16 protein-coding genes, 1 tRNA gene, 3 rRNA genes and 1 pseudogene are annotated in these 24,420 nt (G+C 62.1%); 10 read left to right on the plus strand and 11 right to left on the minus strand.

The genetic code is table 11. The features are described 5' to 3' along the window. The first annotated feature begins 110 nt into the window (after positions 1–110). The 5 genes and pseudogenes from BWQ92_RS06595 to hxlA all read left to right on the plus strand — a co-directional run bounded on the left by BWQ92_RS06595 (position 111) and on the right by hxlA (position 4,005). Entirely contained in the window at positions 111–782 is a 672-nt protein-coding gene (locus BWQ92_RS06595) for a GntR family transcriptional regulator (protein WP_076798822.1), read from the plus strand. A gap of 520 nt (positions 783–1,302) precedes the next feature. Then, positions 1,303–1,965, plus strand: coding sequence for a hypothetical protein (locus tag BWQ92_RS24215; protein WP_236783133.1), 663 nt, complete (start codon positions 1,303–1,305; stop codon positions 1,963–1,965). Positions 1,966–2,021: 56 nt separating this feature from the next. After that, complete coding sequence (locus tag BWQ92_RS24415) at positions 2,022–2,426, plus strand: copper amine oxidase (protein ID WP_250637856.1); 405 nt, start codon at positions 2,022–2,024, stop codon at positions 2,424–2,426. Then, positions 2,423–3,240: pseudogene (locus BWQ92_RS24220) on the plus strand (copper amine oxidase). The gene BWQ92_RS24415 and the pseudogene BWQ92_RS24220 overlap by 4 nt, the downstream one beginning before the upstream one ends. Positions 3,241–3,366: 126 nt before the next feature. After that, on the plus strand, positions 3,367–4,005 hold the full coding sequence (gene hxlA / locus BWQ92_RS06605; RefSeq protein WP_076798823.1) for a 3-hexulose-6-phosphate synthase: 639 nt from the start codon (positions 3,367–3,369) through the stop codon (positions 4,003–4,005). A gap of 558 nt (positions 4,006–4,563) precedes the next feature. Here hxlA and BWQ92_RS06610 read toward each other — a convergent pair. Genes BWQ92_RS06610 through BWQ92_RS06620 form a run of 3 tightly spaced genes read right to left on the minus strand, consistent with a single transcriptional unit; the run spans position 4,564 to position 7,430 of the window. Beyond that, positions 4,564–5,949, minus strand: a complete 1,386-nt coding sequence (locus BWQ92_RS06610; RefSeq protein ID WP_076798824.1) for an MFS transporter — start codon at positions 5,947–5,949, stop codon at positions 4,564–4,566. Positions 5,950–6,004: 55 nt separating this feature from the next. After that, a complete protein-coding gene (locus BWQ92_RS06615) occupies positions 6,005–6,475 on the minus strand; it encodes an RpiB/LacA/LacB family sugar-phosphate isomerase (protein ID WP_076798825.1) in 471 nt (156 codons plus the stop codon). Positions 6,476–6,482: 7 nt separating this feature from the next. Then, the gene (locus BWQ92_RS06620; RefSeq protein WP_076798826.1) at positions 6,483–7,430 is read right to left on the minus strand and encodes a ribokinase; all 948 of its coding nucleotides are present in this window, start codon (positions 7,428–7,430) and stop codon (positions 6,483–6,485) included. A 65-nt stretch (positions 7,431–7,495) separates the two neighbouring features. Between BWQ92_RS06620 and BWQ92_RS06625 the strand changes: the two genes are divergently transcribed. Further along, positions 7,496–8,707, plus strand: coding sequence for a LacI family DNA-binding transcriptional regulator (locus tag BWQ92_RS06625; RefSeq protein WP_083706235.1), 1,212 nt, complete (start codon positions 7,496–7,498; stop codon positions 8,705–8,707). A 178-nt stretch (positions 8,708–8,885) separates the two neighbouring features. Here BWQ92_RS06625 and BWQ92_RS06630 read toward each other — a convergent pair whose 3' ends face one another. The 3 genes from BWQ92_RS06630 to BWQ92_RS06640 all read right to left on the minus strand — a co-directional run bounded on the left by BWQ92_RS06630 (position 8,886) and on the right by BWQ92_RS06640 (position 11,024). Beyond that, positions 8,886–9,623, minus strand: coding sequence for a hypothetical protein (locus tag BWQ92_RS06630; RefSeq protein WP_157365118.1), 738 nt, complete (start codon positions 9,621–9,623; stop codon positions 8,886–8,888). A 298-nt stretch (positions 9,624–9,921) separates the two neighbouring features. Further along, positions 9,922–9,995: transfer RNA gene (locus BWQ92_RS06635), tRNA-Thr, on the minus strand. A gap of 138 nt (positions 9,996–10,133) precedes the next feature. Continuing rightward, positions 10,134–11,024, minus strand: a complete 891-nt coding sequence (locus BWQ92_RS06640) for a DsbA family protein (RefSeq protein WP_076798829.1) — start codon at positions 11,022–11,024, stop codon at positions 10,134–10,136. A gap of 180 nt (positions 11,025–11,204) precedes the next feature. On the opposite strand from BWQ92_RS06640, the gene BWQ92_RS06645 reads away from it, so the two are divergent. The 4 genes from BWQ92_RS06645 to BWQ92_RS06660 all read left to right on the plus strand — a co-directional run bounded on the left by BWQ92_RS06645 (position 11,205) and on the right by BWQ92_RS06660 (position 16,431). Then, positions 11,205–12,731, plus strand: coding sequence for an alpha,alpha-trehalose-phosphate synthase (UDP-forming) (locus BWQ92_RS06645; RefSeq protein ID WP_087873688.1), 1,527 nt, complete (start codon positions 11,205–11,207; stop codon positions 12,729–12,731). Then, the gene (gene otsB / locus BWQ92_RS06650) at positions 12,721–13,545 is read left to right on the plus strand and encodes a trehalose-phosphatase (protein ID WP_076798830.1); all 825 of its coding nucleotides are present in this window, start codon (positions 12,721–12,723) and stop codon (positions 13,543–13,545) included. The genes BWQ92_RS06645 and otsB overlap by 11 nt, the downstream gene beginning before the upstream one ends. A 225-nt stretch (positions 13,546–13,770) precedes the next feature. Next, positions 13,771–14,853, plus strand: a complete 1,083-nt coding sequence (locus tag BWQ92_RS06655; RefSeq protein WP_076798831.1) for an ABC transporter ATP-binding protein — start codon at positions 13,771–13,773, stop codon at positions 14,851–14,853. Positions 14,854–15,012: 159 nt separating this feature from the next. Next, entirely contained in the window at positions 15,013–16,431 is a 1,419-nt protein-coding gene (locus BWQ92_RS06660; protein ID WP_076798832.1) for a DUF4032 domain-containing protein, read from the plus strand. Between the two features lie 45 nt (positions 16,432–16,476). On the opposite strand, the gene BWQ92_RS06665 is transcribed toward BWQ92_RS06660, so the two are convergent. The 5 genes from BWQ92_RS06665 to BWQ92_RS06685 all read right to left on the minus strand — a co-directional run bounded on the left by BWQ92_RS06665 (position 16,477) and on the right by BWQ92_RS06685 (position 24,318). Beyond that, on the minus strand, positions 16,477–17,847 hold the full coding sequence (locus tag BWQ92_RS06665) for an FAD-binding oxidoreductase (RefSeq protein ID WP_076798833.1): 1,371 nt from the start codon (positions 17,845–17,847) through the stop codon (positions 16,477–16,479). Positions 17,848–17,872: 25 nt separating this feature from the next. Then, on the minus strand, positions 17,873–18,385 hold the full coding sequence (locus tag BWQ92_RS06670) for a hypothetical protein (protein ID WP_076798834.1): 513 nt from the start codon (positions 18,383–18,385) through the stop codon (positions 17,873–17,875). 516 nt (positions 18,386–18,901) lie between these two features. Continuing rightward, positions 18,902–19,018 (minus strand): 5S ribosomal RNA (gene rrf, locus BWQ92_RS06675). A 161-nt stretch (positions 19,019–19,179) separates the two neighbouring features. After that, a 23S ribosomal RNA gene (locus BWQ92_RS06680) occupies positions 19,180–22,307 on the minus strand. Between the two features lie 485 nt (positions 22,308–22,792). Next, a 16S ribosomal RNA gene (locus tag BWQ92_RS06685) occupies positions 22,793–24,318 on the minus strand. Together the 16S, 23S and 5S rRNA genes form the textbook arrangement of a ribosomal RNA operon. Positions 24,319–24,420: the final 102 nt, after the last annotated feature.

The raw sequence follows: 24,420 nt of genomic DNA on the forward strand, positions 1-24,420 counted from the left end.
GAGCGCGCCACGGCGCCTCCACCCCGGTCTCAACCAGGTAGGGCGGGGAACCGCGAGGCGGTAATGTAGCCCATAGCCTATGAAGTAGGAAGGCGCGTAAGGAGCACACCGTGTCAATCCCTCCCATTGCACTGACGAAAAGCGCCTACGCCTACGACGAATTGCGCCGCCGCATACTTACCGGCCAGATCAAGCCGGGCTCAGTCTTCAGCCAGACAATGCTCGCCCAGGAACTCGGAGTCAGCACCACTCCCCTGCGCGAAGCCCTCCGCAGGCTCGCCGCCGAAGGCATGGTGCAACTTGACTCGCACAGGGATGCCAGAGTCACCCCCCTCACCGCAGACGAAGCGCGCAACCTCTACGTCATCCGGGAAAACCTCGACCCGCTGGCCGCAGCGCTGGCCGCCACAAGCCGAACACCGGATGACGTCTCGAGTATCGAAGCGGCATTAAAGCGGCTCACTCCGCTGAGTGATTCCAGCGATTTGGATGCACTGACAGCACACCGCAACTTCCACCGTGCCATCTACGTGGCATCCCACAACCCTCTCCTCATCGGAATCCTCGAGGGTCTGTGGGATAAAGCAGACCAGTACCGCCAGATTGGATTGCAAAACCAGCAGGACTCCTCAGCGGACCAGGACCGCGTCCAGCAGGAACACGTCCAGATAGCCGAAGCCGTTATTGCCGGTCAGGCCGATCGTGCCCGTGAAGTCATGCAGCGGCACGTCCTTGGAAGCCTGGGCCGGAGGGCAATCGATGTCCTCGAAGGGCCCAAATAGCTGGAAGAGCCAGCTCACGCGCCGCGCCATCTAGCGGTTTTGAGAACCATGACAGCCGGTGGGTCTGTGTCGTTGGGAGCATCCGCTTGTTGTCCGCACCGGGGGCCGGGCGCTCCTGTTACCAACGCGTACTGTGCCTCCCCCAGCCGGGTCGCCGTGACCGTTGGGGGCCGGGCGCAGGGCGTCCGACGGCGGCACCCGGCATGCTTCCGAATGTTTCCAGCATGTTAACTGGGGCGGGAATTTGTGCCTCCGAATTTCTCACGTAAATGTTTATGGATCCCTCGCGTAAACGAATTCCCTCACGTAGTTTTGCTTGTGAAAGGAACGCAGGTGACCGGCATCACACCGGATGACCTGCACCGGAGACGAACAGTTCCGGCAGCGACGCCGGCACCGAGAATCCAGGGACCTTTCGGCCTTGTGGCCCCCACGGAAACACCACCACCGCCCGTACCGGGTGTGCGCGGTCTTTTCGTGCCTCGGGCATCCTCATTTTCGTTCTATCTAGGAGATAAGCATGACTCTTGATATTGAATCTTCGACTGTTGTTGGGGTGGCGCATCCGTTGGATCCGTTGTCGCGGGAGGAGATTTCGCGTGCGGTGGGGATTTTGAAGGCTGGTCCTGCTGCGGCGGAGTCGTTCCGTTTTATCAGTGTTGAGCTGCGTGAGCCGTCCAAGGCTGATCTGCGCAATGGTGTGCAGGTGGTCCGTGAGGCGGACGCGGTGCTGGTGGACCGGGCGGTCGCGCGGTCGTACGAGGCGGTCGTGAACCTGGAGACGGGCACGGTGGATGCGTGGAAGCAGCTGGCGGAGAATGTCCAGCCGCCGTTCATGCTTGATGAGTTCGCCGAGTGCGAGGAAGCGTGCCGGAAGGACCCGAACGTTATCGCCGCGTTGGCCAAGCGGGGCCTGACGGACCTGGACCTGGTCTGCTTCGAGCCGTGGAGCGTGGGGTATTTCGGTGAGGACAACGAGGGCCGGCGCCTGATGCGTGCCCTGGTCTTCGTCCGGGACGAGGCCGATGACAGCCCGTACGCGCACCCGATCGAGAACTTCATTGTTTTCTATGACCTGAACGCCGGGGAGGTCGTCAAGCTCGAGGACGACCAGAAGATCCCCGTCCCTCCGCCCGGGGCAACTACCTGCCCAAGTACGTCGGCCCGGCCCGCACGGACCTGAAGCCGATCGAGATCACCCAGCCCGAGGGCGCCTCCTTCCAGGTCACCGGCAACCACGTGCGCTGGGCCGACTGGTCCTTCCGGGTCGGTTTCACCCCCCGTGAAGGCCTGGTGCTGCACCAGCTGAAATTCCGTGACCAGGACGTGGACCGCCCGGTCATCAACCGCGCCTCCCTCTCGGAAATGGTGGTCCCGTACGGTGACACCGCCCCGGTGCAGGCGAAGAAGAACGCGTTCGATTCCGGTGAGTACAACATCGGCAACATGGCCAACTCCCTGACCCTGGGCTGTGACTGCCTGGGCGAGATCAAGTACTTCGACGGTCACTCCGTCGATTCCCTGGGCAACCCGTGGACGATCGAGAACGCGATCTGCATGCACGAAGAAGACGACTCGATCCTGTGGAAGCACTTCGACTTCCGTGAAGGACCGCCGAGACCCGCCGCAACCGCAAGCTCGTGATCTCCTTCATCGCCACGGTCGCGAACTACGAATACGCCTTCTACTGGCACCTGTTCCTGGACGGGTCCATCGAGTTCCTGGTCAAGGCCACCGGCATCCTCTCCACCGCCGGCCAGCAGCCCGGGGAGAAGAGCCCGTACGGCCAGTCCCTGAACAACGACGGCCTCTACGCCCCGATCCACCAGCACATGTTCAACGTCCGCATGGACTTCGAAGTCGACGGGCCCAACAACGCCGTCTACGAAGTGGACATGGCCTACCCCGAACACAACCCCACCCACACCGCGTTCATGGCCGTGGACCGGCTCCTGGAAACCGAGAAGGCCGCGATCCGCAAAACCGACGAGGCCAAGCACCGGTTCTGGAAGATCGTCAACCACGACTCCAAGAACATCGTCAACGAACCGTCGCCTACCGCCTGATCCCCACCAACGGGATCCAGCTCGCCGCCGGAGACGAGTCCTACGTCTCCCAACGCGCCCAGTTCGCCCGGAACAACCTCTGGGTCACCGCCTACGACCGGACCGAACGCTTCGCCGCCGGCGAGTACCCCAACCAGGCCACCGGCGCCGAGGACGGCCTGCACATCTGGACCCAGAAAGACCGCAACATCGTCGATCAGGACCTCGTGGTCTGGTACACCTTCGGCATGCACCACGTCGTCCGCCTCGAAGACTGGCCCGTCATGCCCCGCCAGAACATCGGCTTCATGCTCGAACCCCACGGCTTCTTCAACCAAAACCCCACCCTCAACCTCCCCACCGAAACCCGCACCACCAACGGCGGCCACTGCTCCACCGGCAACAACCACTAACCACCAGCACCAAAAACCAGCAACACAGCACTAACCACCACACAGACGGTCCCCGGGCGCTGCCCCACGGCGGCACCCGGGGACTGCGCACATGCTTCGCAGTTCCCTGCGGAAAGGAACAACATCATGAAACTGCAAGTTGCCATCGACCTCCTGACCACCGAAGCTGCCCTCGACCTGGCCGGCAAGGTTGCCGAGCACGTCGACATCATCGAACTGGGCACCCCGCTGATCAAGGCCGAAGGCCTCTCCGTCATCACCGCAATGAAGAACGCCCACCCGGAGAAGATCGTCTTCGCCGACCTGAAGACCATGGACGCCGGTGAACTCGAAGCCGACATCGCCTTCAAGGCCGGCGCCGACCTGGTCACCGTTCTCGGCTCCGCCGACGACTCCACCATCGCCGGTGCGGTCAAGGCAGCCCAGGCCCACAACAAGGGCGTCGTCGTCGACCTCATTTGCGTGACAGACAAGGTCACCCGCGCCCGGGAAGTCCACGCCCTGGGTGCCAAGTTCGTTGAGATGCACGCCGGCCTGGACGAGCAGGCCAAGCCCGGCTTCGACCTGAACGGCCTGCTGCGCGCCGGAGTAAAAGCCGGCGTTCCGTTCTCCGTGGCAGGCGGCGTGAAGCCCAGCACCATCGATGCTGTCCAGCAGGCCGGCGCCGATGTCGCCGTCGTCGGCGGTGCCATCTACAGTGCAGCTGACCCCGCACAGGCAGCAAAGGAACTCCGGGGCGCTGTTATGTGGCGTCCCGCCGGTTAGGCCGGAGTGAGCCGCCGTTCGTGAGACCCTCGCACAGCTTCAGAAGCTGTGTCCCGACATGTCGCATCAGGACTAGGCAAAGAGCTGCGCGCTGATGCTCCTCCTTGTTCGACGTGTCGGGCCGCTGATTTGTCCGCCTGAATTACACCCCAACCTGACAATAGAAGCCGCAAAGCACGCGGGAGGGCGGATTAGCGGCGTCCTGTGGATCCCCGAACACATCAAATGCGGCTCAGAACCGTATAGCCGCAGGCAACGTCCGAGGCGGTTTCGACGGTGAATTGTCCGGGTCCGGTTCTGGTCACCCTGATGCCGTGATTTATTGCAAGGGCACCAGGAATGAGGCTTGCAACGGGTCGGGCGGGTGCCGCCTGTAGTAGCTCCCTCACGAAGGCCGGTGTGGCTGGTTTATTTACTGCGTGAACACCGTTCATGCAGTAAGGGACGGGAAAAGAAGCTGCTCGTTGCTTCGTCATGACCCGCAGTTTGTGCTGGAGAGCCAGCGGACTGACCTCGTCCTGAGTCGTCCGCTGGCTCTCACCTTGCCTAGCTAGCGCCCTAGCTATGGCTGGTGGAGATTTGTTCTACGTTCCGGTCAGGGGCCTCTGTTACTTCGCTATTTGTATGGCCTGCGAGGATCGAGTCCACCTCAGCTTTTTCTTTGGTACCCCACGTTTCGCGCGTCGTTAGTACGCCGAGCAGCCCGATGATGCCTACAAGAACGTACAGGGACGCGCCGCCGGCCCATCCGAAGTTCGCTGCCAGGAGTACTGCCAGGAAGGGGGCAAGCCCTGAGATTGAGGCTGCTACCTGGTAGCCGATGGAGGCGCCGGAGGTCCGTGTGTTGGTCCGGAAGAGTTCTGCGAACCAGGCTCCTTGCGTTCCGGTGAAGGTGGCGTGGATGATGCCGATGCCGATGACGAAGGCGAGCACGATCAGGACGGGGTTACCGGTGTTGCTGAGCATGAACATCGGGAAGCCGAAGACAATCACGGCGATTGCGCCGCCGAGGTAGAGCTTGCGGCGGCCGATGTGATCGGTCAGGCTGCCTGCGAGCAGGGTAACGGGGATCGCGATGAGGCTGGCGACGACGATGCCGGTAAGGCCTACGGCGCGGTCTGCGGGGTTGTTTTGGGTGATGTAGGAGAGCAGGAACGTTGCGGTGACGTAGTAGGCGCAGCTTTCGACGATACGCAGGGAGATCACGCGCAGGATGTTGCGCCAGTCGTTCTTGAAGACTGTTGCCAGGGGATTCTTCACAATCGCGCCGTGGTGCTTGGCGTTGACGAATTCCGGGGATTCTTCGAGTTTCATCCGTACGACGAGCCCGACCACGATGAGGACGGCGCTTGCCAGGAAGGGCAGCCGCCACGCCCAGTCGGTCTGCAGGGACGCGGAGAGCAGGAAGGCAGCGTTGGCCAACGTGATGCCGAGCGGGTTTCCGGCTTGAGGGATGGCGGCGAAGCGCCCCCTCTTCTTCCAGGGCGCGTGCTCGAATGTCATCATGACTGCTCCGCCCCACTCCGCGCCGAAGGCCAGCCCTTGGATCATTCGAATGATAATGAGCAGGATGGGAGCGAGAATGCCGACTTGGTCGTATGTGGGAAGGCAGCCGATGAGCACGGTGGCGATTCCCATGGTCAGGAGCGCTCCTACGAGCACGGGCTTGCGTCCGTGTTTGTCACCGAGGTAGCCGCCGATGGCGCCGCCCAGGGGTCGCATGAAGAAGCCCACTGCGAGAGTGGCGAAGGCGAGCAGTGTCCCGACGACAGGGTCGGTGTTGGGGAAGAAGACCTTGCCAAAGTACAGTGCGGCAGCGGTGCCGTACGCGACGAAGTCGTAGTTCTCGACGCAGGTGCCGGCGGCGGACGCGAGGGCCGTCTTGAATTTTCCTGGGGACCCATGGGCGGCTTGCTGGGAGCGGTCGGAAAGTTGTGCCGTCATCGTGATATCTCCTTTGATATTTTCATTGTGTCTTTTGGGTTTGGGTGGTGCAGGTTTAGATGTCGTGCGCCAGCTTCCTGGCTCCCATAAGTTCGAGTTCCCGCAGTTTTGCTACCCGCCGTCTGGTGTCTTCGTCGTCGTCGAACTTCGCGACGAGGAAAGCCTCGAGGACTTCTTTGGCTGTGGCGCGGCCGACGAGCCAGGCCCCCATGGCGATGACGTTCGCGTCGTCGTGCTCCACGGACTGATGCGCTGAGTAGACGTCGTGGCCCAACGCGCAACGTATGCCCGGGATCTTGTTGGCTGCCATCACGGCCCCAACGCCTGTTCCGCAAACCAAGACGGCTTTGTCGGCTTCGCCGGTGAGGACAAGTTCGCAGGTGGCGCTGGTGATGTCAGGAAAGTCAACGGGCGACTCGTCGGGCGCGCCGCGATCGATGACCTCGTGGCCGAGGCCTTCCAGGACTGAGCGGACGAAGTCCTTCAGCGGGAAGCCGGCGTGGTCATTTCCAAGAACGATTTTCATGTGACTCCTAGTGGTGGGAAAGGAAAGGGGCTGGCGACTTGTGATCGTGGTCACGCAGGCTTGGTAGTTCACGGCGCCAGGGAATGGATTCCACGGCGCCGGCGCGGGTCACTGCGATCGATGCCGCCCGGCCGGCAATGGCCATCGCGGCAGGGAGTTCGCAGTCAGCAGCCAGGGATGCGGCGAGGTATCCGACGAACGTGTCGCCCGCGGCGGTCGTGTCCACGACGGATACTTCAGGTGCCGGTATGTGAACATGCCGGCCGCCGAGGAAAGTGACGGCGCCTTGCGCTCCCGCAGTGCACAGCACTGCCGGTCCCAGGACGGGCGGGAGGATCTCCGTCAGGTCGGCGAGGTCGCCCGATGCATCGGCCAGACGGGCGAGGTCCTGAATTTCCTGCTCATTGACTACGAGTAGGTCAATGTCATCGAATAGCCCTTCAATCTCGTGTGGAGATGGAGCAGCGTTGAGGATGACGAAGGCGCCGCGGAGCTTGGCTGCACGCGCGGCGTGCCGAACGATGTCCCGGGGAATTTCCAGTTGGAGAACCAGCACATCATTGGGAGTCATAGTCGCCAGCCCTGCGTCCACATCGGCGAATGACAGTGCAGCGTTCGCTCCGGGGCTGAGGATGATCTGGTTTTCACCCAGGTCATCTACGGCGATGACTGCTGTTCCAGTGGCAGCGGAATCCACCAGCTTCACGTGGCTGCCGTCGACATTGGACTCGGCCAGCACCTGCAGGATGGCCGCCCCGTGGGCATCATGCCCAACACAGCCCACGAGCTTTACGCCGGCCCCCGCCTGGGAGGCGGCCACCGCCTGGTTGGCTCCCTTGCCGCCCGGGCTGAACGTAGCGTCCGATCCCTGGATTGTTTCACCGGCGCGGGGAAAGGACGGGACCCGGATGTTTTGATCGATGTTCAGGCTTCCGACCACGAAGACCGTGTTCATAGCTTTGCTCCTTGGTGACTTCCGGCAATACACGATCAATATCCCTAAGGCTTGGTCGTGGCCTTATGGAAAGGTTTCCATGGAAAGGTTTCCATGAGTATGCCCATGCGTTTTTTGGATGTCAACAGGGACCCCGCCCCCAACTGCCTGACACGCCCCAGGCCCCGCTTGGCTCCTTGCCAGGGCGCCGCCCTCGCACTACTGTTGAAACGTTTCCACGGGGAGGGGTGAGCCAAGTAGCTACCATCAAGGACGTCGCAGAGCGCGCAGGCGTTGCCTTGGGCACGGCTTCGCGGGTATTGAGCGGAAGTAGCCACACGTCGCAGGATTCCCGGGCGAGGGTCTTGGCAGCAGCTGCCGAACTTAACTACATCGCGAATGGGCCGGCACGGTCCCTGCGTCGATCGAAGACGGACGTTATCGGCCTTCTTGTGTCCGACATCCGCAATCCGTTCTTCTCCGAACTTGCTCATGCCGCGGAACAGGAGGCGAGGAAGCATGGATACACAGTGCTTCTTGCCAATGCCAATGAAGACGCCGCCCAGGCCGACGAGTACCTTCGAACCTTCGCCGCTCAACGCATTGACGGTCTTCTCTTGGCCCCGCAGGGAGGCCGGTCTGGGCAGTTGGACGGCCTGTTGGCCTCGGGGCTTCCTGTTGTTCTTCTCAACAGAAAAATGGAGGGTATCGACGCGCCGCTTTTTGCAACAGACAATGCCGGAGGCGTTGCCAGCGTCTTGACATGGCTCCAATCCCGAGGGCATCGTGACGTGGCATTCGTGGGCGGACCGCAGTGGATCTCCACCGGTTCCGAACGAAGGGCCGCCTACCTGGCTGGCCGCGAGGCTCACGGTATCAGCCTGGACGACGCATTGGTCGATGCCGGCGACTTCCTTGCTGACGGCTCAGAGGAGGCCATGTACCGGATTCTGGATCGAGGTGCCCGCCCGACAGCCGTATTCGGGGCTAATGGACCCACAACACTTGGCGCAATGCGCGCGCTCAGGCGAAGGCTCGGGGCCAAACAGGCATCCCTGATAGATATCGTCTCATTTGACGATCTCGATTGGTTCGAGTTTGTCGTTCCCGCCGTCAGCGGGGTGCGCAACGATGCTGCAGCCATCGGAAGGCTAGGCGTCCAGGGACTTCTGGGCCTGCTGGCCGGGCGCACCGTCGCCTCCCAGCGGGTAGCTACGTCGTTCGTTGACAGGGCAGGACCCGGCGCGGGGCTGTTCGAATCCGGAGAAACGCGATCCAGAGCCCTACCCGCGAGCTAACACGAAATCCAACCGGGAGAACTATTTCGGCTTCCAAACAAGCCACACTCCAACCTGACGTCAGGAATGTAAGAAAAGAACGTCAGGACAGAATCCCAAACGGATCTCCCGACACCCCTTATTGAAACTCAGAGAGCCCACCTGACACTTTAAACCGTCTTGGTTCACACCGGCAGTGCTATGCGCTGACCGGGCCCCCTGGCGCAGCGGCTCGGGCTGCATGTCCACGACTGACGCTTCGCCACATGAGCACAGCCATGACGAACGCCCAGCCAGCAGTGAGTACCAAGGCGGCACCCCTGGCTGGTGAATCAAACAGGCCAACATACGGCACCATCAGGCCGTGGATAATCCACGAGACTCCCGCCGCTGCGGCGAGCCAACCCGGCCAGCGGTAATACGCGCCGCTCAGCACTATGGCCAAACCGAAGAAGATGAGCGTAAGTCCGAGCAGAATGTTGGAATAGCTCTGGAGGGCATACTCGGTCCACCTCAAGGCCATGGCTGCCGAAAGGATGGATTGTTCCTGATCGGCAGGCGCATCGACCCACGTGTCCACGGCCCATTTGAGACCAATCCCGTCCACTGCCTGAAGCATGGTGATGGCTGCCGCGGTCAGGACCACTCCTATCAGTCCGAAGCGGGCTAGCGCAGTCGGGCCTTCACGCTGGGCAGTCATGGCAGAATGCAGTGCGACGAGACCGCCGAAAAACGCTAAAGCGGCTACCCACTGGATAAAGTGGATGGCGATCCAGCCGTCGGTCAGCGCATACTCCCTAAAGACCGCCTCGTGGTTCATGGGGTTTTCCCTGGACGGATGCACTGCCGTGGCTGCCAGCAACAGGATGACGCCGAGGGGAAGCGCCACTGCTCCGGTCCTCGCCCACAGTGCTTTTGATTCCGACCGCGTTTCCATCGCTTCTCCTCTCCGAACTGGCGGCATCCAGGCCATGACCGCGGTCCACAGGACGCATCGCCAGGCTTTTCATCTGTTCCATCCGGGTGGAGCGGGTGAGAGCTCTTCACCCGTAGCAACAGGTTACGAGCTTCGAGGGAGAAGGTATACGAAGTACGTTTCGGGTCAGTCGCCTCAAACGAATGTCGACATCTCAAGGCGGAACTCGACCCGGAAGGGATAGTGGTCGGTGAGGTGCCAGGAGATACAGGCCGGCGTCAGGATCGCCTCGCAATCCGCAGGCGAAAGGCAGACTAAGAGCCCCCTGTCGGATTCGAACCGACGACCCCCGCTTTACAAGAGCGGTGCTCTGGCCAACTGAGCTAAGGAGGCGTGCCCGTCAGGGCAGGCGCCGCAACGGCGCGCTACATAAGGGTAGCCCAAGGACCGCCCGCCCGTAAAAACAGGAAGGTGGCCCGGCCCCGGGAAAAATCCGGGAGCCGGGCCACCACCGTGTTAAGGCAGGAACGTTTAGGCCTTGGCCTTGATGGCCGCCTCGACGAAGGCCGGGAATTCGGTCTGGGCGCTGTCGCCCTTGCCCCACTGCTTGCCGTCAACGATGACCGTCGGCGTGCCGGTCACGCCAATGGCCGCGGCTTCCTGGGTGGTGTACTTGACCCACGGACGGTACGTCTTGTTCTCGACGCAGGAGTCGATGCTCTTGGCGCCGACCTCCGTGGCCAGCTTCTTCAGTTCGTCGTCGGAGAGGCCGGCGCCGCCTTCGGCCGGCTGCTTGTCGAACAGCGCGTCCACAAACGCCGAGTACTTCTCCGGGGATTCGTTCACCACGCAGGCAGCGGCGTTGGCTGCACGGGAGGAGTAGTTGGTGGTGGAGCGGCTGTCCAGGAAGCCCAGGGCACGGTATTCCACGGTGATCTTGCCTTCGTCGCGGAGCTTCGTCAGGGTCTCGTTGTACGTCGCCTCGAAGTTCTTGCAGACGGGGCAGATGAAGTCGATATAGAGGACCACCTTGACCGGCTTGCCGGCCTCGGCTTCCGCGCCCGGCGCCGTGATGGTTGCCGGCGCCGAGGCGGCCGGGGACGGAATGTCCGCCACGTTCACGGTTGCGGGCTCGGACTTGGCCACCTCAGTGCCTTTGAGCAGCGTGATGCCGCCGTGCACGTTGCCGTTGGCCGGCGTCGGGCCCTGGTCAGCCACGGGGGCGTTGTTCCGGATGTTGCTGGTCACCACCAGCGCGATGACGGCGAGGATGGCCACGACGGCGACCACGATGCCCCAGCCAATGAGCAGTTTGTTCCGCTTATCCTTCTTAAGCTGCGCCTCGCGGATTTCGCGGGCCTTTTCGCGGGCCTCAGCCGTGCGTTCTGCTTTGGACTTGCGGGGTTCGTTTGCGGGGCTCATCAGTTCCTCGTGTCGTGCGGACAGGTGCGACCACTTCGGGGCAACTCCCCCAGTTTAGGGGAGAACACCGGAGCTTGCGCCTTCAAGCATTCCTTTTCAGCCTGACCAACGGACGAATGGCCGGGAAGATTCCAGCCCGTTAAGGTTGATAAGAGCCATAAGCAACCTTAGGGAGCCCCCATGCACGGAGCTGTAAGCGACAAATCCGACACAAATACGGAAAGCGCGGCCGTGCCCGGCAGCAGCCCGGACGCCATCAAGGACGCCGGCCAGGACACCACCAAGTACGACTTCATGGTGGTCTCCAACCGACTGCCCGTGGACCGCTGTGCGCCCGGCGAGCCCGGCGATGACGGCTCCGGGTGGCGGCGGTCGCCCGGCGGCCTAGTCACCGCCCTCGCCCCCATGATGACCAGGACGGACGGCGCCTGGGTGGGATGGCACGGCGCCGCCGATGAAACCGTCGAGCCGTTCAGCCACGGCGGCATGGACCTGGTCCCCGTCCAGCTCAGCAGCGACGATGTTGAGCTGTATTACGAGGGTTTCTCCAACGCGACCCTCTGGCCCCTGTACCACGACGTCATCGCGCCTCCTGAGTTCCACAGAACCTGGTGGGACGCCTACCGCACGGTGAACAGAAGGTTCGCCGACGCCGTCGTCCGTACCGCCGATGAAGGCGCAACTGTCTGGGTGCAGGACTACCAGCTCCAGCTGGTGCCGCGGATGCTGCGGCAGGCGCGGCCGGACCTCAGGATCGGGTTCTTCAACCACATCCCCTTCCCGCCGCCGGAAATCTTCGCCCAGCTCCCCTGGCGCCACGCCATCATTGACGGGCTGCTGGGAGCGGACCTGGTGGGCTTCCAGCGCAGCAGCGACGCCGGCAACTTCATGCGTTCCGCCCGGCGCTTCCTCGGCGCGAGCGTCAAGCAGCAGCAGGTTCACGTCAAGGACGGCAACGGCGACCTCACCCACATCGCGCGGGCCCAGGCCTTCCCCATCTCCATCGACGTCCAGCACATTACTGAACTGGCGCAGAAGCCCGAGATCATCGAGCGCTCCCGCCAGATCCGGCAGGACCTCGGCAACCCCAAGACCATCCTCCTGGGCGTGGACCGGTTGGACTACACCAAGGGCATCGGACACCGCCTCAAGGCCTACGAGGAACTCCTGAACGAAGGCAAGCTCAAGGTGGGCGACGCGACGCTGATCCAGGTTGCCAGCCCCAGCCGCGAGCGCGTGGAACAGTACCGCCTACTGCGCGAGGAGGTCGAAGGCACCGTGGGCCACATCAACGGCACCTACGACACCATCGAAAACACGGCCGTCCGCTACCTGCACCACAGCTACCCGGTGGAAGAGATGGTGGCGCTGTACCTGGCGGCGGACGTCATGCTGGTCACCGCCCTCCGCGACGGCATGAACCTCGTGGCCAAGGAATACGTCACCGCCCGCACCAACAACGACGGCGCCCTCGTCCTCAGCGAGTTCGCCGGCGCCGCCGACCAGCTCAAGCAGGCACTGCTGATGAACCCGCACGACATCGACGGGCTCAAGGACGCCGTGATGCGGGCCGTCAACATGGCCCCCAGGGAGGCCGCACGCCGCATGCGCTCCATGCGCAAGCAGATCCTGGACCACGACGTCGACCACTGGTCGGCCGACTTCCTGAACGCACTCAACGAGAAGGTGGTCCGCGATGACTCCTGAGGCAGAGCACACCGAGGCCGGCAGCACCCGGCTGACCCTGTCCCCCGAACTGCTGGAGGCGGTGCGCCGCATCGCCGGGACCGAGCAGCTGCTGGTGGCCATGGACTTCGACGGCACCATCTCACCCATTGTGGACCACGCCGGGGATGCGCGCCCGCTCCCCCGCTCGGCTGCCGCCTTCGCCGAACTGACCGCACTGCCGCGCACGACGACGGCACTCATCTCGGGGCGGGCACTGGACAGTTTGCGTGCGGTCGCCTCCCCGCCGGAGGAGACCCTGCTGATCGGAAGCCACGGTGCCGAGGCGTGGCTGGGTCCCGGCTCCGCCCCGCTGACCCTCGACCCCGAGCAACTGGCCCTCCTCGACGAGGTCAGGGCTGTCCTGGCCGAGATCGTGGCGGTGGCACCCGGCACTCTGCTGGAGGAGAAGCCAGCCGGCGTCGTCCTGCACACCCGACTGGCGGCGGACGACGTCGCGGAGGATGCCGTCGCTGCCGCCCGCTCCGCGCTTCAGGACCGCCCCGGCGTCTACCTCAAGAACGGCAAGCGGGTCCTCGAAACCTCCGTGGTGCACGCGTCCAAGGGCGAGGGCGTCGACTTCCTCCGCCAGGCGACCGGGGCCACAGCCGTGCTCTTCGCGGGGGACGACACTACCGACGAGGACGCCCTGGGCCGCCTCGGGCAGGACGACGTCGGCGTGAAGGTGGGCCTCGACTTCACCCAGGCGCAGTTCCGGGTGGAGGCTCCGGTGCACATCGCCGAACTCCTCGAGGCCCTGCTGCGGGAACGCCGGAAGGCCGTCACCGCCAGTTAGGAAGCACCAGTGGGGTATGTCATATGTGACGTCCGTAACATTTTGTCCGATTCAAGATAAACCTGACATACTCTTCTTTGTGATGTGGCGCACAGGAACCGTGCGGCGTCACTCGATGCTCCTCGGCCCCGGCCGGGGAGTCATCATGTAGGGCACAACTGAATTACATGAACCATTCACAACGGATCGTCCGGCACGTACCTGCCGGTGAAGGGATTGATAACTGTGGCAACAGTTACTTTTGACAACGCTACGCGTCTGTACCCGGGCACAGAAAAGCCCGCTGTTGACAAGCTCAACATCGAAATCGCCGACGGCGAATTCCTGGTCCTCGTGGGACCCTCCGGTTGCGGTAAGTCCACCTCGCTGCGCATGCTCGCCGGCCTTGAGGACGTCAACGCCGGCCGCATCCTCATTGGCGATCGCGATGTCACCGACGTTCCGCCGAAGGACCGCGACATCGCGATGGTTTTCCAGAACTATGCGCTGTACCCGCACATGACCGTGGCGGACAACATGGGCTTCGCCCTCAAGATCGCCGGCGTCAGCAAGGAAGAGCGCGCCGAGCGCGTCCGCGAAGCAGCAAAGCTCCTGGACCTCGAACAGTACCTGGACCGCAAGCCCAAGGCCCTCTCCGGCGGTCAGCGTCAGCGTGTTGCCATGGGCCGCGCCATCGTGCGTAACCCGCAGGTCTTCCTCATGGACGAGCCGCTCTCCAACCTGGACGCCAAGCTCCGCGTCCAGACCCGCACCCAGATCGCTTCCCTTACCCGCCGCCTTGGCGTCACCACCGTTTACGTGACGCACGACCAGGTCGAGGCCATGACCATGGGCGACCGCGTCGCAGTCCTCAAGGACGGCCTGCTGATGCAGGTGGACACCCCGCGCAACCTGTACGACCGCCCCAAGAACGTCTTCGTTGCAGGCTTCATCGGCTCCCCCGCCATGAACCTGCTGGAACTCCCCGTGGTCGACGGCGGCGTCCAGTTCGGCGGCACTGTTTACCCCGTGCCGCACGAGATCCTCGACGAGGCCCACGGCCGCACCGTCACCCTGGGCACCCGCCCCGAAGACCTCGAGACCGCTGCCCAGGGCGAAGGCCTCCAGGTTGAGGTCGACGTCGTCGAAGAACTTGGTGCCGACGCGTACGTTTACGGTCACACCACGCTGGACGGCAAGAGCCACGACATCGTAGCCCGCGTCGACGGCCGCCGTCCCCCGATGAAGGGCGAGTCCATCTGGGTCCGTCCGCAGTCCGGCCACGTGCACCTGTTCGACACCAAGACCGGTGAGCGCCTGGGCGACTAATCCCCACCGGCACCCTAACCTCGCTCCGCATCGGCCAGGGAACCCTGCCGGCGTGGGCCCAACGCAAACGGCGGCGGTCCTCCCCAACTGGAGGGCCGCCGTCGGGCTTTAACCGCCGCCCTTTTAGGCACCCCCTGCAAAATACGGAAGAATTGACCCATGACCGAGGAACGCAACGCGCAGTGGCACGACGAACCCACCGACTACGGGCAGATCGGCAAACTGCCGCGCTTCGAGGCGGCCAGTGCCAACGATGACAAGGCAGCCTCGGTCGCCAGCAACCTCAACATCACCGCCGCTGCCGCCGATCCGGAGCTCCTGGACCTGCCCTGGCACATCGCGCTTGAAGACTGGCCCGCGGAGCACCTGGCCGCGCTCCCCCGCGGTATTTCCCGGCACATCGTGCGGTTCGCCCACCTCGGCGGCTCCGTCATCGCCATCAAGGAAACGTCCGAGCACGTGGCCCGCCACGAGTACCACATGCTCCGCAAGCTCGCGCGGCTGGACGTGCCCTGCGTGGAGCCCGTCGCCGTGATCACCGGCCGCACCACGCCCGACGGGCGCCCCCTGAACCCCGTCCTGGTGACCCGCCACCTGAAGTTCTCCATGCCGTACCGGGCGCTGTTCTCGCAGATGCTGCGCAAAGACACGCTCACCCGGCTCATCGACGCCCAGGCGCTGCTGCTGGTCCGGCTGCACCTCATCGGCTTCTACTGGGGCGACGTCTCGCTCTCCAACACCCTGTTCCGCCGGGACGCCGGCGCCTTCGCCGCCTACCTGGTGGACGCCGAAACCGGCGAACTGTACCCGGACCTCTCCACCGGCCAGCGCGAGTACGATCTGGAGATCGCCCGCGTCAACATCGCCGGGGAGCTCATGGATCTGCTCGACGGCGGCCTGATCGAGGAGAAGGTGGACCCGGTGGCCACCAGCGAACTCATCATGGAAAGCTACCGGCGCCTGTGGAGCGAGCTGACGGCCAAGGAATCCTTCGAGCTGGGCGAGCGGTGGCGCGTCGGCGCACGCATCCGCCGGCTCAACGAACTCGGCTTCGACGTCGAAGAGTACGCGATCAAGACCACCCAGAACGGCTCCACCATCCAGCTGCAGCCGAAGGTTGTCGACGCCGGCCACCACATGCGCCGCCTGCTGCGCCTGACGGGGCTGGACGCCCAGGAGAACCAGGCCCGCCGCCTGCTCAACGACATGGACTCGTTCCGGGCGGACAATAACCCGGACATGGACGAGGAATACAGCGCGCACCTGTGGGTCAGCCAGATCTTCGAGCCGATCGTCCGGTCCATCCCCCGCGACCTGTCCGGAAAGCTGGAACCCGCCGAGGCCGTCCACGAGGTCCTGGAGCACCGCTGGTACATGTCCGAGAAGCAGGAACGGCACATCCCGCTGGCCGAGGCCGTGCAGTCCTACATCGACTCCATCCTGCGCCACCGCCGTGACGAGGCCGCCATCATGCTCAACCCGGACACGGAACTGCTGAAGATCCTCTCCGTCGAGACCGAGGAGTCCCGGTACGGCGGCGACGAGTCAATCGACGAATACCCCGACGCCGACGACTGAATTCCCTTGCCCCGGGTTTCCGGGCCTGTGTTTTCCGGGTCTGGGTCAGATGGCCTTGCCGGGGTTCAGGATGCCGGCAGGGTCGAAGAGGTTCTTGATCCGGCGCTGCAGCTCCCTGAGCGGCTCGGGCTGTTCCAGGCCCAGCCAGCGCAGCTTGTACTGCCCCACGCCGTGCTCGCCGGTAATGGTGCCACCCATTTCCAAGGCCACCACAATGGACTCGTCAAGGGCCTTGTTCAGGCGTGCCATGGCGTCAACATCAACCTGGGCGTTCACCCGCTCGATCCAGAACGTCGGGTGGAGGTTGCCGTCGCCCGCATGGGCCACCACCTTAAGGCGGACGCCATGAACCTCAGCCAGCGCCTCAAGCGCCGCCACGTAGTCCACCAACCTGGAGCGCGGCACGGCAACGTCCTCGCCCACGCGGTACTCGTCATCCAGCTCGACGCCCCTGCTGTTGCGCCGCAGCTCCACCAGCCGCTCTGCCTCGGCACTGGCCTCGGTGGTGACCACGGCACCGCCGGCCGCCAATACCTGCCGCACGACGTCGGCCTCCGCCGCCGCTCCAAAGCCGTCCGTCTGGACCAGGAGCAGCGAAGCTCCCCGCGACACCAGATCCGAGCCGTGCAGCTCGTCCAGTTGGGCAAGCGAACCGCCGTCGAGCAGTTCCATGATGGCCGGCTGGACGCGGGCCTTGCCGACGGCCAGCACACCGGCGGCCGCCTGGCGGAAGTCAGGGTAGAAGGCGGCGATGGTGTGCACCTCGCGGGGCAGGTACTTCAGCCGGACCGTCGCGCCGACCACGATGCCCAGCGTGCCTTCCGACCCCACGAACAGGCCTGTGAGGTCGTAGCCGGCCACGCCCTTGAAGGTCTGGTGTCCGGTATGCAGCAGCGAACCGTCCGCGCGCACCACGTCCAGGGCCAGCACAGAGTCCCTTGTTACGCCATACTTGGCACACCGCAGGCCGCCGGCGTTGGTGGCCACGTTACCGCCGATGGTGGACATCCTGAAGCTGGCGGGGTCGGGAGCGTACATGAGCCCGTGCGCCGCGGCGGCGTCGTTCAGGTCGGCGTTGATGACGCCGGGTTCGACGACGGCGGTCTCGTCATCCGCGTTGAGCTCCAGGATGCGGTTCATCCGCTCCAGGCCAAGGACGACGCATCCCTCGCTCGCATGGGCGCCTCCCGAGACTCCCGTCCCGGCGCCCCGCGGCACCAGCGGCACGCTCCTGGCAGCACAGGCTTTGACGGTGGCCTGGACGTCATCGACGGACTCCGCGAGCACCACGGCAGCCGGGAGCCGGTAGTCCACCACGGGGGCCTGGTCCACTGCGTATGCGGCAAGCGAGGCCTCGTCCCGGAGAACTTTGCCCGGTCCCAGGATTGATGTCAGTTCGTCGGCGATGCTGCCCATGGATCTCCCGTTCACGTACTTTGCTTCAGTCTAAGTGCCGGCGGCCGCCCCTACTCTGCGGCGCCGCCATGAACCTCGCGAACCGGCTCAGCACCTCCGGCCAGTCCGTTTCCCAGCTCGTACGGGTGCCGGCAGGATCCTCGGCGCCCTCCCAGCCGTCGTGGACCACCCGCACCTCGGTGCCTTCCTTGACGCCGCGGAATACCACGCGAAGCTCGGTGGACCACAGGGCGGTACTGCCTGGGTACCAGGATGCGTGGAAGGACAGCGGCGGCTGCCAGTCGTCAATGGTTCCCCAGGTGGTGCTCCGCCCGTCCTCGGCTGACTCCAGGATCAGGTTCTCCTCGAACTCCACGTAGGAGCCGGGTCCGTACACGCTGTTGGTCTCCATTGGCCACCAGAGATGCGTGTGGTCAGTGAAGCCCATAAAGGCCCGCGACACTGGCCCTGGGACGACCACCGTGCAGATGACGGGTTCCAGGCTGACTGCAGGCTCCGGAACGTCGCTGCCGGGGGCGTGGCTGAAGAGGTTTTCCATCCCTACCAACTTTACCGGCCCCCAACAAGCCTGCTCCTCACCTCTGCCCAGGGGCCGAGGACGCGTTTAGGAAAAGCCGGCAGGATCTGAGGAAGCGTCGGTGTAAAACCCGCAGGATCTGAGGACGCGTATAGGAAAAGCCGGCAACATCTGAAAGAGCGTTTCGGAAATAGCCGCAGGATCTGAGGGAGGGTCGGTGAAAAACCTGCAGGATCTGAAGGAGCGTTTCAATCGATCAACTGATCCTGGAACGCTCTATCACTACCGACGGCTTCTAACCCAACGCGTCATCAGATCCTGGCGTCTCAAACGCGACGCTCTCTCAGATCCTGCCGTTTCAGAGCAAACCCTCAGTCAGCTCCTGTCGCCTCAAGCCAGACGCGCCCTCACGTGTGGTCGTGGGACTGAGGACGCGTTTGGGAAATGGCGGCAGGGTGTGAGGACGGGTCCGGTGGGCTGGGCGGTTAAATGGTTCAGGCCCCGACGTTCATCGTCGGGGCCTGAACCGTAAATAGTGTCCGGCGGTGACCTACTCTCCCACACCCTCCCGGGTGCAGTACCATCGGCGCTGTGGGTCTTAGCTTCCGGGTTCGGAATGGGACCGGGCGTTTCCCCCACGCTATGACCGCCGTAACCCTGTTACCCGGACCCCCTGGCGTGTGCCGGCGGGGGTGGGAAGACTGTGGTTACCAACTTGTGGTGACGTATTCAGTTGTTTTGGTTCCTGCCAGGCAAACCCGGGGGGTTTGTTGGTTGGGAACCACATAGTGGACGCAAGCAGTTGTGTTTCTTGGTGGGTCAAGTTGTTGGCCTATTAGTACCGGTCAGCTTCACGAGTCGTTAGTCCTCGCTTCCACATCCGGCCTATCAACCCAGTGGTCTGGCTGGGGGCCTCTCACACAAAAAGTGTATGGAAATCTCATCTTGAAGCGAGCTTCCCGCTTAGATGCTTTCAGCGGTTATCCCATCCGAACGTAGCTAATCAGCGGTGCACTTGGCAGTACAACTGACACACCAGAGGTTCGTCCGTCCCGGTCCTCTCGTACTAAGGACAGCCCTTCTCAAATTTCCTGCGCGCGCAGCGGATAGGGACCGAACTGTCTCACGACGTTCTAAACCCAGCTCGCGTACCGCTTTAATGGGCGAACAGCCCAACCCTTGGGACCTACTCCAGCCCCAGGATGCGACGAGCCGACATCGAGGTGCCAAACCATGCCGTCGATATGGACTCTTGGGCAAGATCAGCCTGTTATCCCCGAGGTACCTTTTATCCGTTGAGCGACGGCCATTCCACAATGTACCGCCGGATCACTAGTCCCGACTTTCGTCCCTGCTCGAGATGTCTCTCTCACAGTCAAGCTCCCTTGTGCACTTACACTCGACACCTGATTGCCAACCAGGCTGAGGGAACCTTTGGGCGCCTCCGTTACTTTTTAGGAGGCAACCGCCCCAGTTAAACTACCCATCAGGCACTGTCCCTGACCCGGATTACGGGCCGAAGTTAGATGTCCAAAGTGACCAGAGTGGTATTTCAACGATGACTCCACCCGAACTGGCGTCCGGGCTTCAACGTCTCCCACCTATCCTACACAAGCCACTCCGAACACCAATACCAAACTATAGTAAAGGTCTCGGGGTCTTTCCGTCCTGCTGCGCGTAACGAGCATCTTTACTCGTACTGCAATTTCGCCGAGTTTATGGTTGAGACAGCGGGGAAGTCGTTACTCCATTCGTGCAGGTCGGAACTTACCCGACAAGGAATTTCGCTACCTTAGGATGGTTATAGTTACCACCGCCGTTTACTGGGGCTTAAATTCTCAGCTTCGCCCTGAAGGGCTAACCGGTCCTCTTAACCTTCCAGCACCGGGCAGGAGTCAGTCCGTATACATCGTCTTGCGACTTCGCACGGACCTGTGTTTTTAGTAAACAGTCGCTTCCCCCTGGTCTCTGCGGCCCCGATCCCCTCCCGGCAGCGTGTGCCGTTCAAGGTTGGGGCCCCCCTTCTCCCGAAGTTACGGGGGCATTTTGCCGAGTTCCTTAACCATAATTCTCTCGATCGCCTTAGTATTCTCTACCTGATCACCTGTGTCGGTTTGGGGTACGGGCGGCTAAAACCTCGCGCCGATGCTTTTCTAGGCAGCATAGGATCACCGAATCCCCCCTTTACGGGAGTCCCGTCAGATCTCAGGCACATGAACAGCGGATTTGCCTACCGTTCGCCCTACATCCTTGGACCGGGACAACCATCGCCCGGCTCGGCTACCTTCCTGCGTCACACCTGTTAATACGCTTGCCTCCCAGGATCAGGTCCCGCGCTCCACCAAAACCCTTCCGTCCAAAGGACGGTCAGGCAGGTCTCGGGCGGTTAGTATCCCCTGTTCAACATGGGCGGTTTTTCGCCGGTACGGGAATATCAACCCGTTGTCCATCGACTACGCCTGTCGGCCTCGCCTTAGGTCCCGACTTACCCAGGGCAGATTAGCTTGACCCTGGAACCCTTGATCATCCGGCGGACGGGTTTCTCACCCGTCTTTCGCTACTCATGCCTGCATTCTCACTCGTGTAGGCTCCACCGCTGGTTTACACCGCGACTTCACCGCCCACACGACGCTCCCCTACCCATCCACACTCCTGAACCACAAAGGCTTAGAACATGTGTGAATGCCACAACTTCGGCGGTGTACTTGAGCCCCGCTACATTGTCGGCGCGGAATCACTTGACCAGTGAGCTATTACGCACTCTTTTAAGGATGGCTGCTTCTAAGCCAACCTCCTGGTTGTCTGAGCAACTCCACATCCTTTCCCACTTAGCACACGCTTAGGGGCCTTAGTTGGTGGTCTGGGCTGTTTCCCTCTCGACTATGAAGCTTATCCCCCACAGTCTCACTGCTGCGCTCTCACTTACCGGCATTCGGAGTTTGGCTGACGTCAGTAACCTTGTAGGGCCCATTAGCCATCCAGTAGCTCTACCTCCGGAAAGAAACACGCAACGCTGCACCTAAATGCATTTCGGGGAGAACCAGCTATCACGAAGTTTGATTGGCCTTTCACCCCTACCCACAGCTCATCCCCTCCATTTTCAACTGAAGTGGGTTCGGTCCTCCACGACGTCTTACCGTCGCTTCAACCTGGCCATGGGTAGATCACTTCGCTTCGGGTCTAGATCACGCCACTGCAACGCCCTGTTCAGACTCGCTTTCGCTACGGCTTCCCCACACGGGTTAACCTCGCGACGTAACACTAACTCGCAGGCTCATTCTTCAAAAGGCACGCCGTCACAACTACAAGGCTGCTCCGACGGATTGTAAGCACACGGTTTCAGGTACTGTTTCACTCCCCTCCCGGGGTACTTTTCACCTTTCCCTCACGGTACTGGTCCGCTATCGGTCATTAGGGAGTATTTAGGCTTATCAGGTGGTCCTGACAGATTCACACGGGATTTCTCGGGCCCCGTGCTACTTGGGATACTCATCAAAGGCGGTGCACAGCATTACGGTTACGGGGCTAACACCCTCTACGGCCGGCCTTTCAAGACCGTTCACCTATACCAGCACCCTCACCTCCCCGGTCCGGCAGAACCAGGACAACAAGTCCCACAACCCCGCCCATGCAACGCCCGCCGGCTATCACACATGGAAACGGTTTAGCCTGATCCGCGTTCGCTCGCCACTACTAACGGAATCACTGTTGTTTTCTCTTCCTGCGGGTACTGAGATGTTTCACTTCCCCGCGTTCCCTCCACGCACCCTATGTGTTCAGATGCGGGTCACCAGGTCACTCACGCGCCTGGCGGGGTTTCCCCATTCGGACACCCTGGGATCACAGTCCGGTTATCGACTCCCCCAGGCTTATCGCAGATTCCTACGTCCTTCTTCGGCTCCTAATGCCAAGGCATCCACCGTGTGCTCTTAAAAACTTGACCACAAAGATCAAAAACATTTTCTCGAGAGAACCACAGAAACCACCACCACCCCAAAGGCAGGCCAGATCCAGGTTCTAATATCTTGGAAATTGCTTCTTATACAAGATGCTCGCGTCCACTATGTAGTTCTCAAACAACAACCCCGTACCACACACCCACACACACACAGTGCATGCGATCGGTGCAGCCAGGAAACCAGAAACAAACAACCCGGGAAAGAACAACCCCTCCCGGCCCTGTTGCCTCAGGACCCAACAGTGTGCCAAACACCAAACCAAACAACCCCCGCCCCGCCGTTCCAGGACAGCACCCGCAAAGGCACCGACCGTACTAAACCAGGGACAACGAACCGTCCGGCAGCTATTTATTGATATTCCACCCATGAGCACCCGCCACAGAACATCCGTCTGTGCTGCGGGCCTTTACTCCTGACAGCACCAGCCACCAGGCATACACCCGGCCACCATGCTGTAGGTGCTCCTTAGAAAGGAGGTGATCCAGCCGCACCTTCCGGTACGGCTACCTTGTTACGACTTAGTCCCAATCGCCAGTCCCACCTTCGACGGCTCCCTCCCACAAGGGGTTAGGCCACCGGCTTCGGGTGTTACCAACTTTCGTGACTTGACGGGCGGTGTGTACAAGGCCCGGGAACGTATTCACCGCAGCGTTGCTGATCTGCGATTACTAGCGACTCCGACTTCATGGGGTCGAGTTGCAGACCCCAATCCGAACTGAGACCGGCTTTTTGGGATTAGCTCCACCTCACAGTATCGCAACCCTTTGTACCGGCCATTGTAGCATGCGTGAAGCCCAAGACATAAGGGGCATGATGATTTGACGTCGTCCCCACCTTCCTCCGAGTTGACCCCGGCAGTCTCCCATGAGTCCCCACCATCACGTGCTGGCAACATGGAACGAGGGTTGCGCTCGTTGCGGGACTTAACCCAACATCTCACGACACGAGCTGACGACAACCATGCACCACCTGTGAACCGGCCCCAAAAGGAGAAACCACATTTCTGCGGCGATCCGGTCCATGTCAAGCCTTGGTAAGGTTCTTCGCGTTGCATCGAATTAATCCGCATGCTCCGCCGCTTGTGCGGGCCCCCGTCAATTCCTTTGAGTTTTAGCCTTGCGGCCGTACTCCCCAGGCGGGGCACTTAATGCGTTAGCTACGGCGCGGAAAACGTGGAATGTCCCCCACACCTAGTGCCCAACGTTTACGGCATGGACTACCAGGGTATCTAATCCTGTTCGCTCCCCATGCTTTCGCTCCTCAGCGTCAGTTAATGCCCAGAGACCTGCCTTCGCCATCGGTGTTCCTCCTGATATCTGCGCATTTCACCGCTACACCAGGAATTCCAGTCTCCCCTACATCACTCTAGTCTGCCCGTACCCACCGCAGATCCGGAGTTGAGCCCCGGACTTTCACGGCAGACGCGACAAACCGCCTACGAGCTCTTTACGCCCAATAATTCCGGATAACGCTTGCGCCCTACGTATTACCGCGGCTGCTGGCACGTAGTTAGCCGGCGCTTCTTCTGCAGGTACCGTCACTTTCGCTTCTTCCCTACTGAAAGAGGTTTACAACCCGAAGGCCGTCATCCCTCACGCGGCGTCGCTGCATCAGGCTTGCGCCCATTGTGCAATATTCCCCACTGCTGCCTCCCGTAGGAGTCTGGGCCGTGTCTCAGTCCCAGTGTGGCCGGTCACCCTCTCAGGCCGGCTACCCGTCGTCGCCTTGGTAAGCCATTACCTCACCAACAAGCTGATAGGCCGCGAGTCCATCCAAAACCGCAAAAGCTTTCCACCCCCCACCATGCGATGAGGAGTCATATCCGGTATTAGACCCAGTTTCCCAGGCTTATCCCAGAGTCAAGGGCAGGTTACTCACGTGTTACTCACCCGTTCGCCACTAATCCCCGGTGCAAGCACCGGATCATCGTTCGACTTGCATGTGTTAAGCACGCCGCCAGCGTTCATCCTGAGCCAGGATCAAACTCTCCGTTGAAGTAAAACAGACACAACCAGGCACAATGGAAATAACACCACACCCGGCTGCACAAAATTTGAAACCAGCCAAAACACCAGACCACACCACGGGGGTGGGCGG

This window comes from Arthrobacter sp. QXT-31 (assembly GCF_001969265.1).
Lineage (GTDB): Bacteria > Actinomycetota > Actinomycetes > Actinomycetales > Micrococcaceae > Arthrobacter.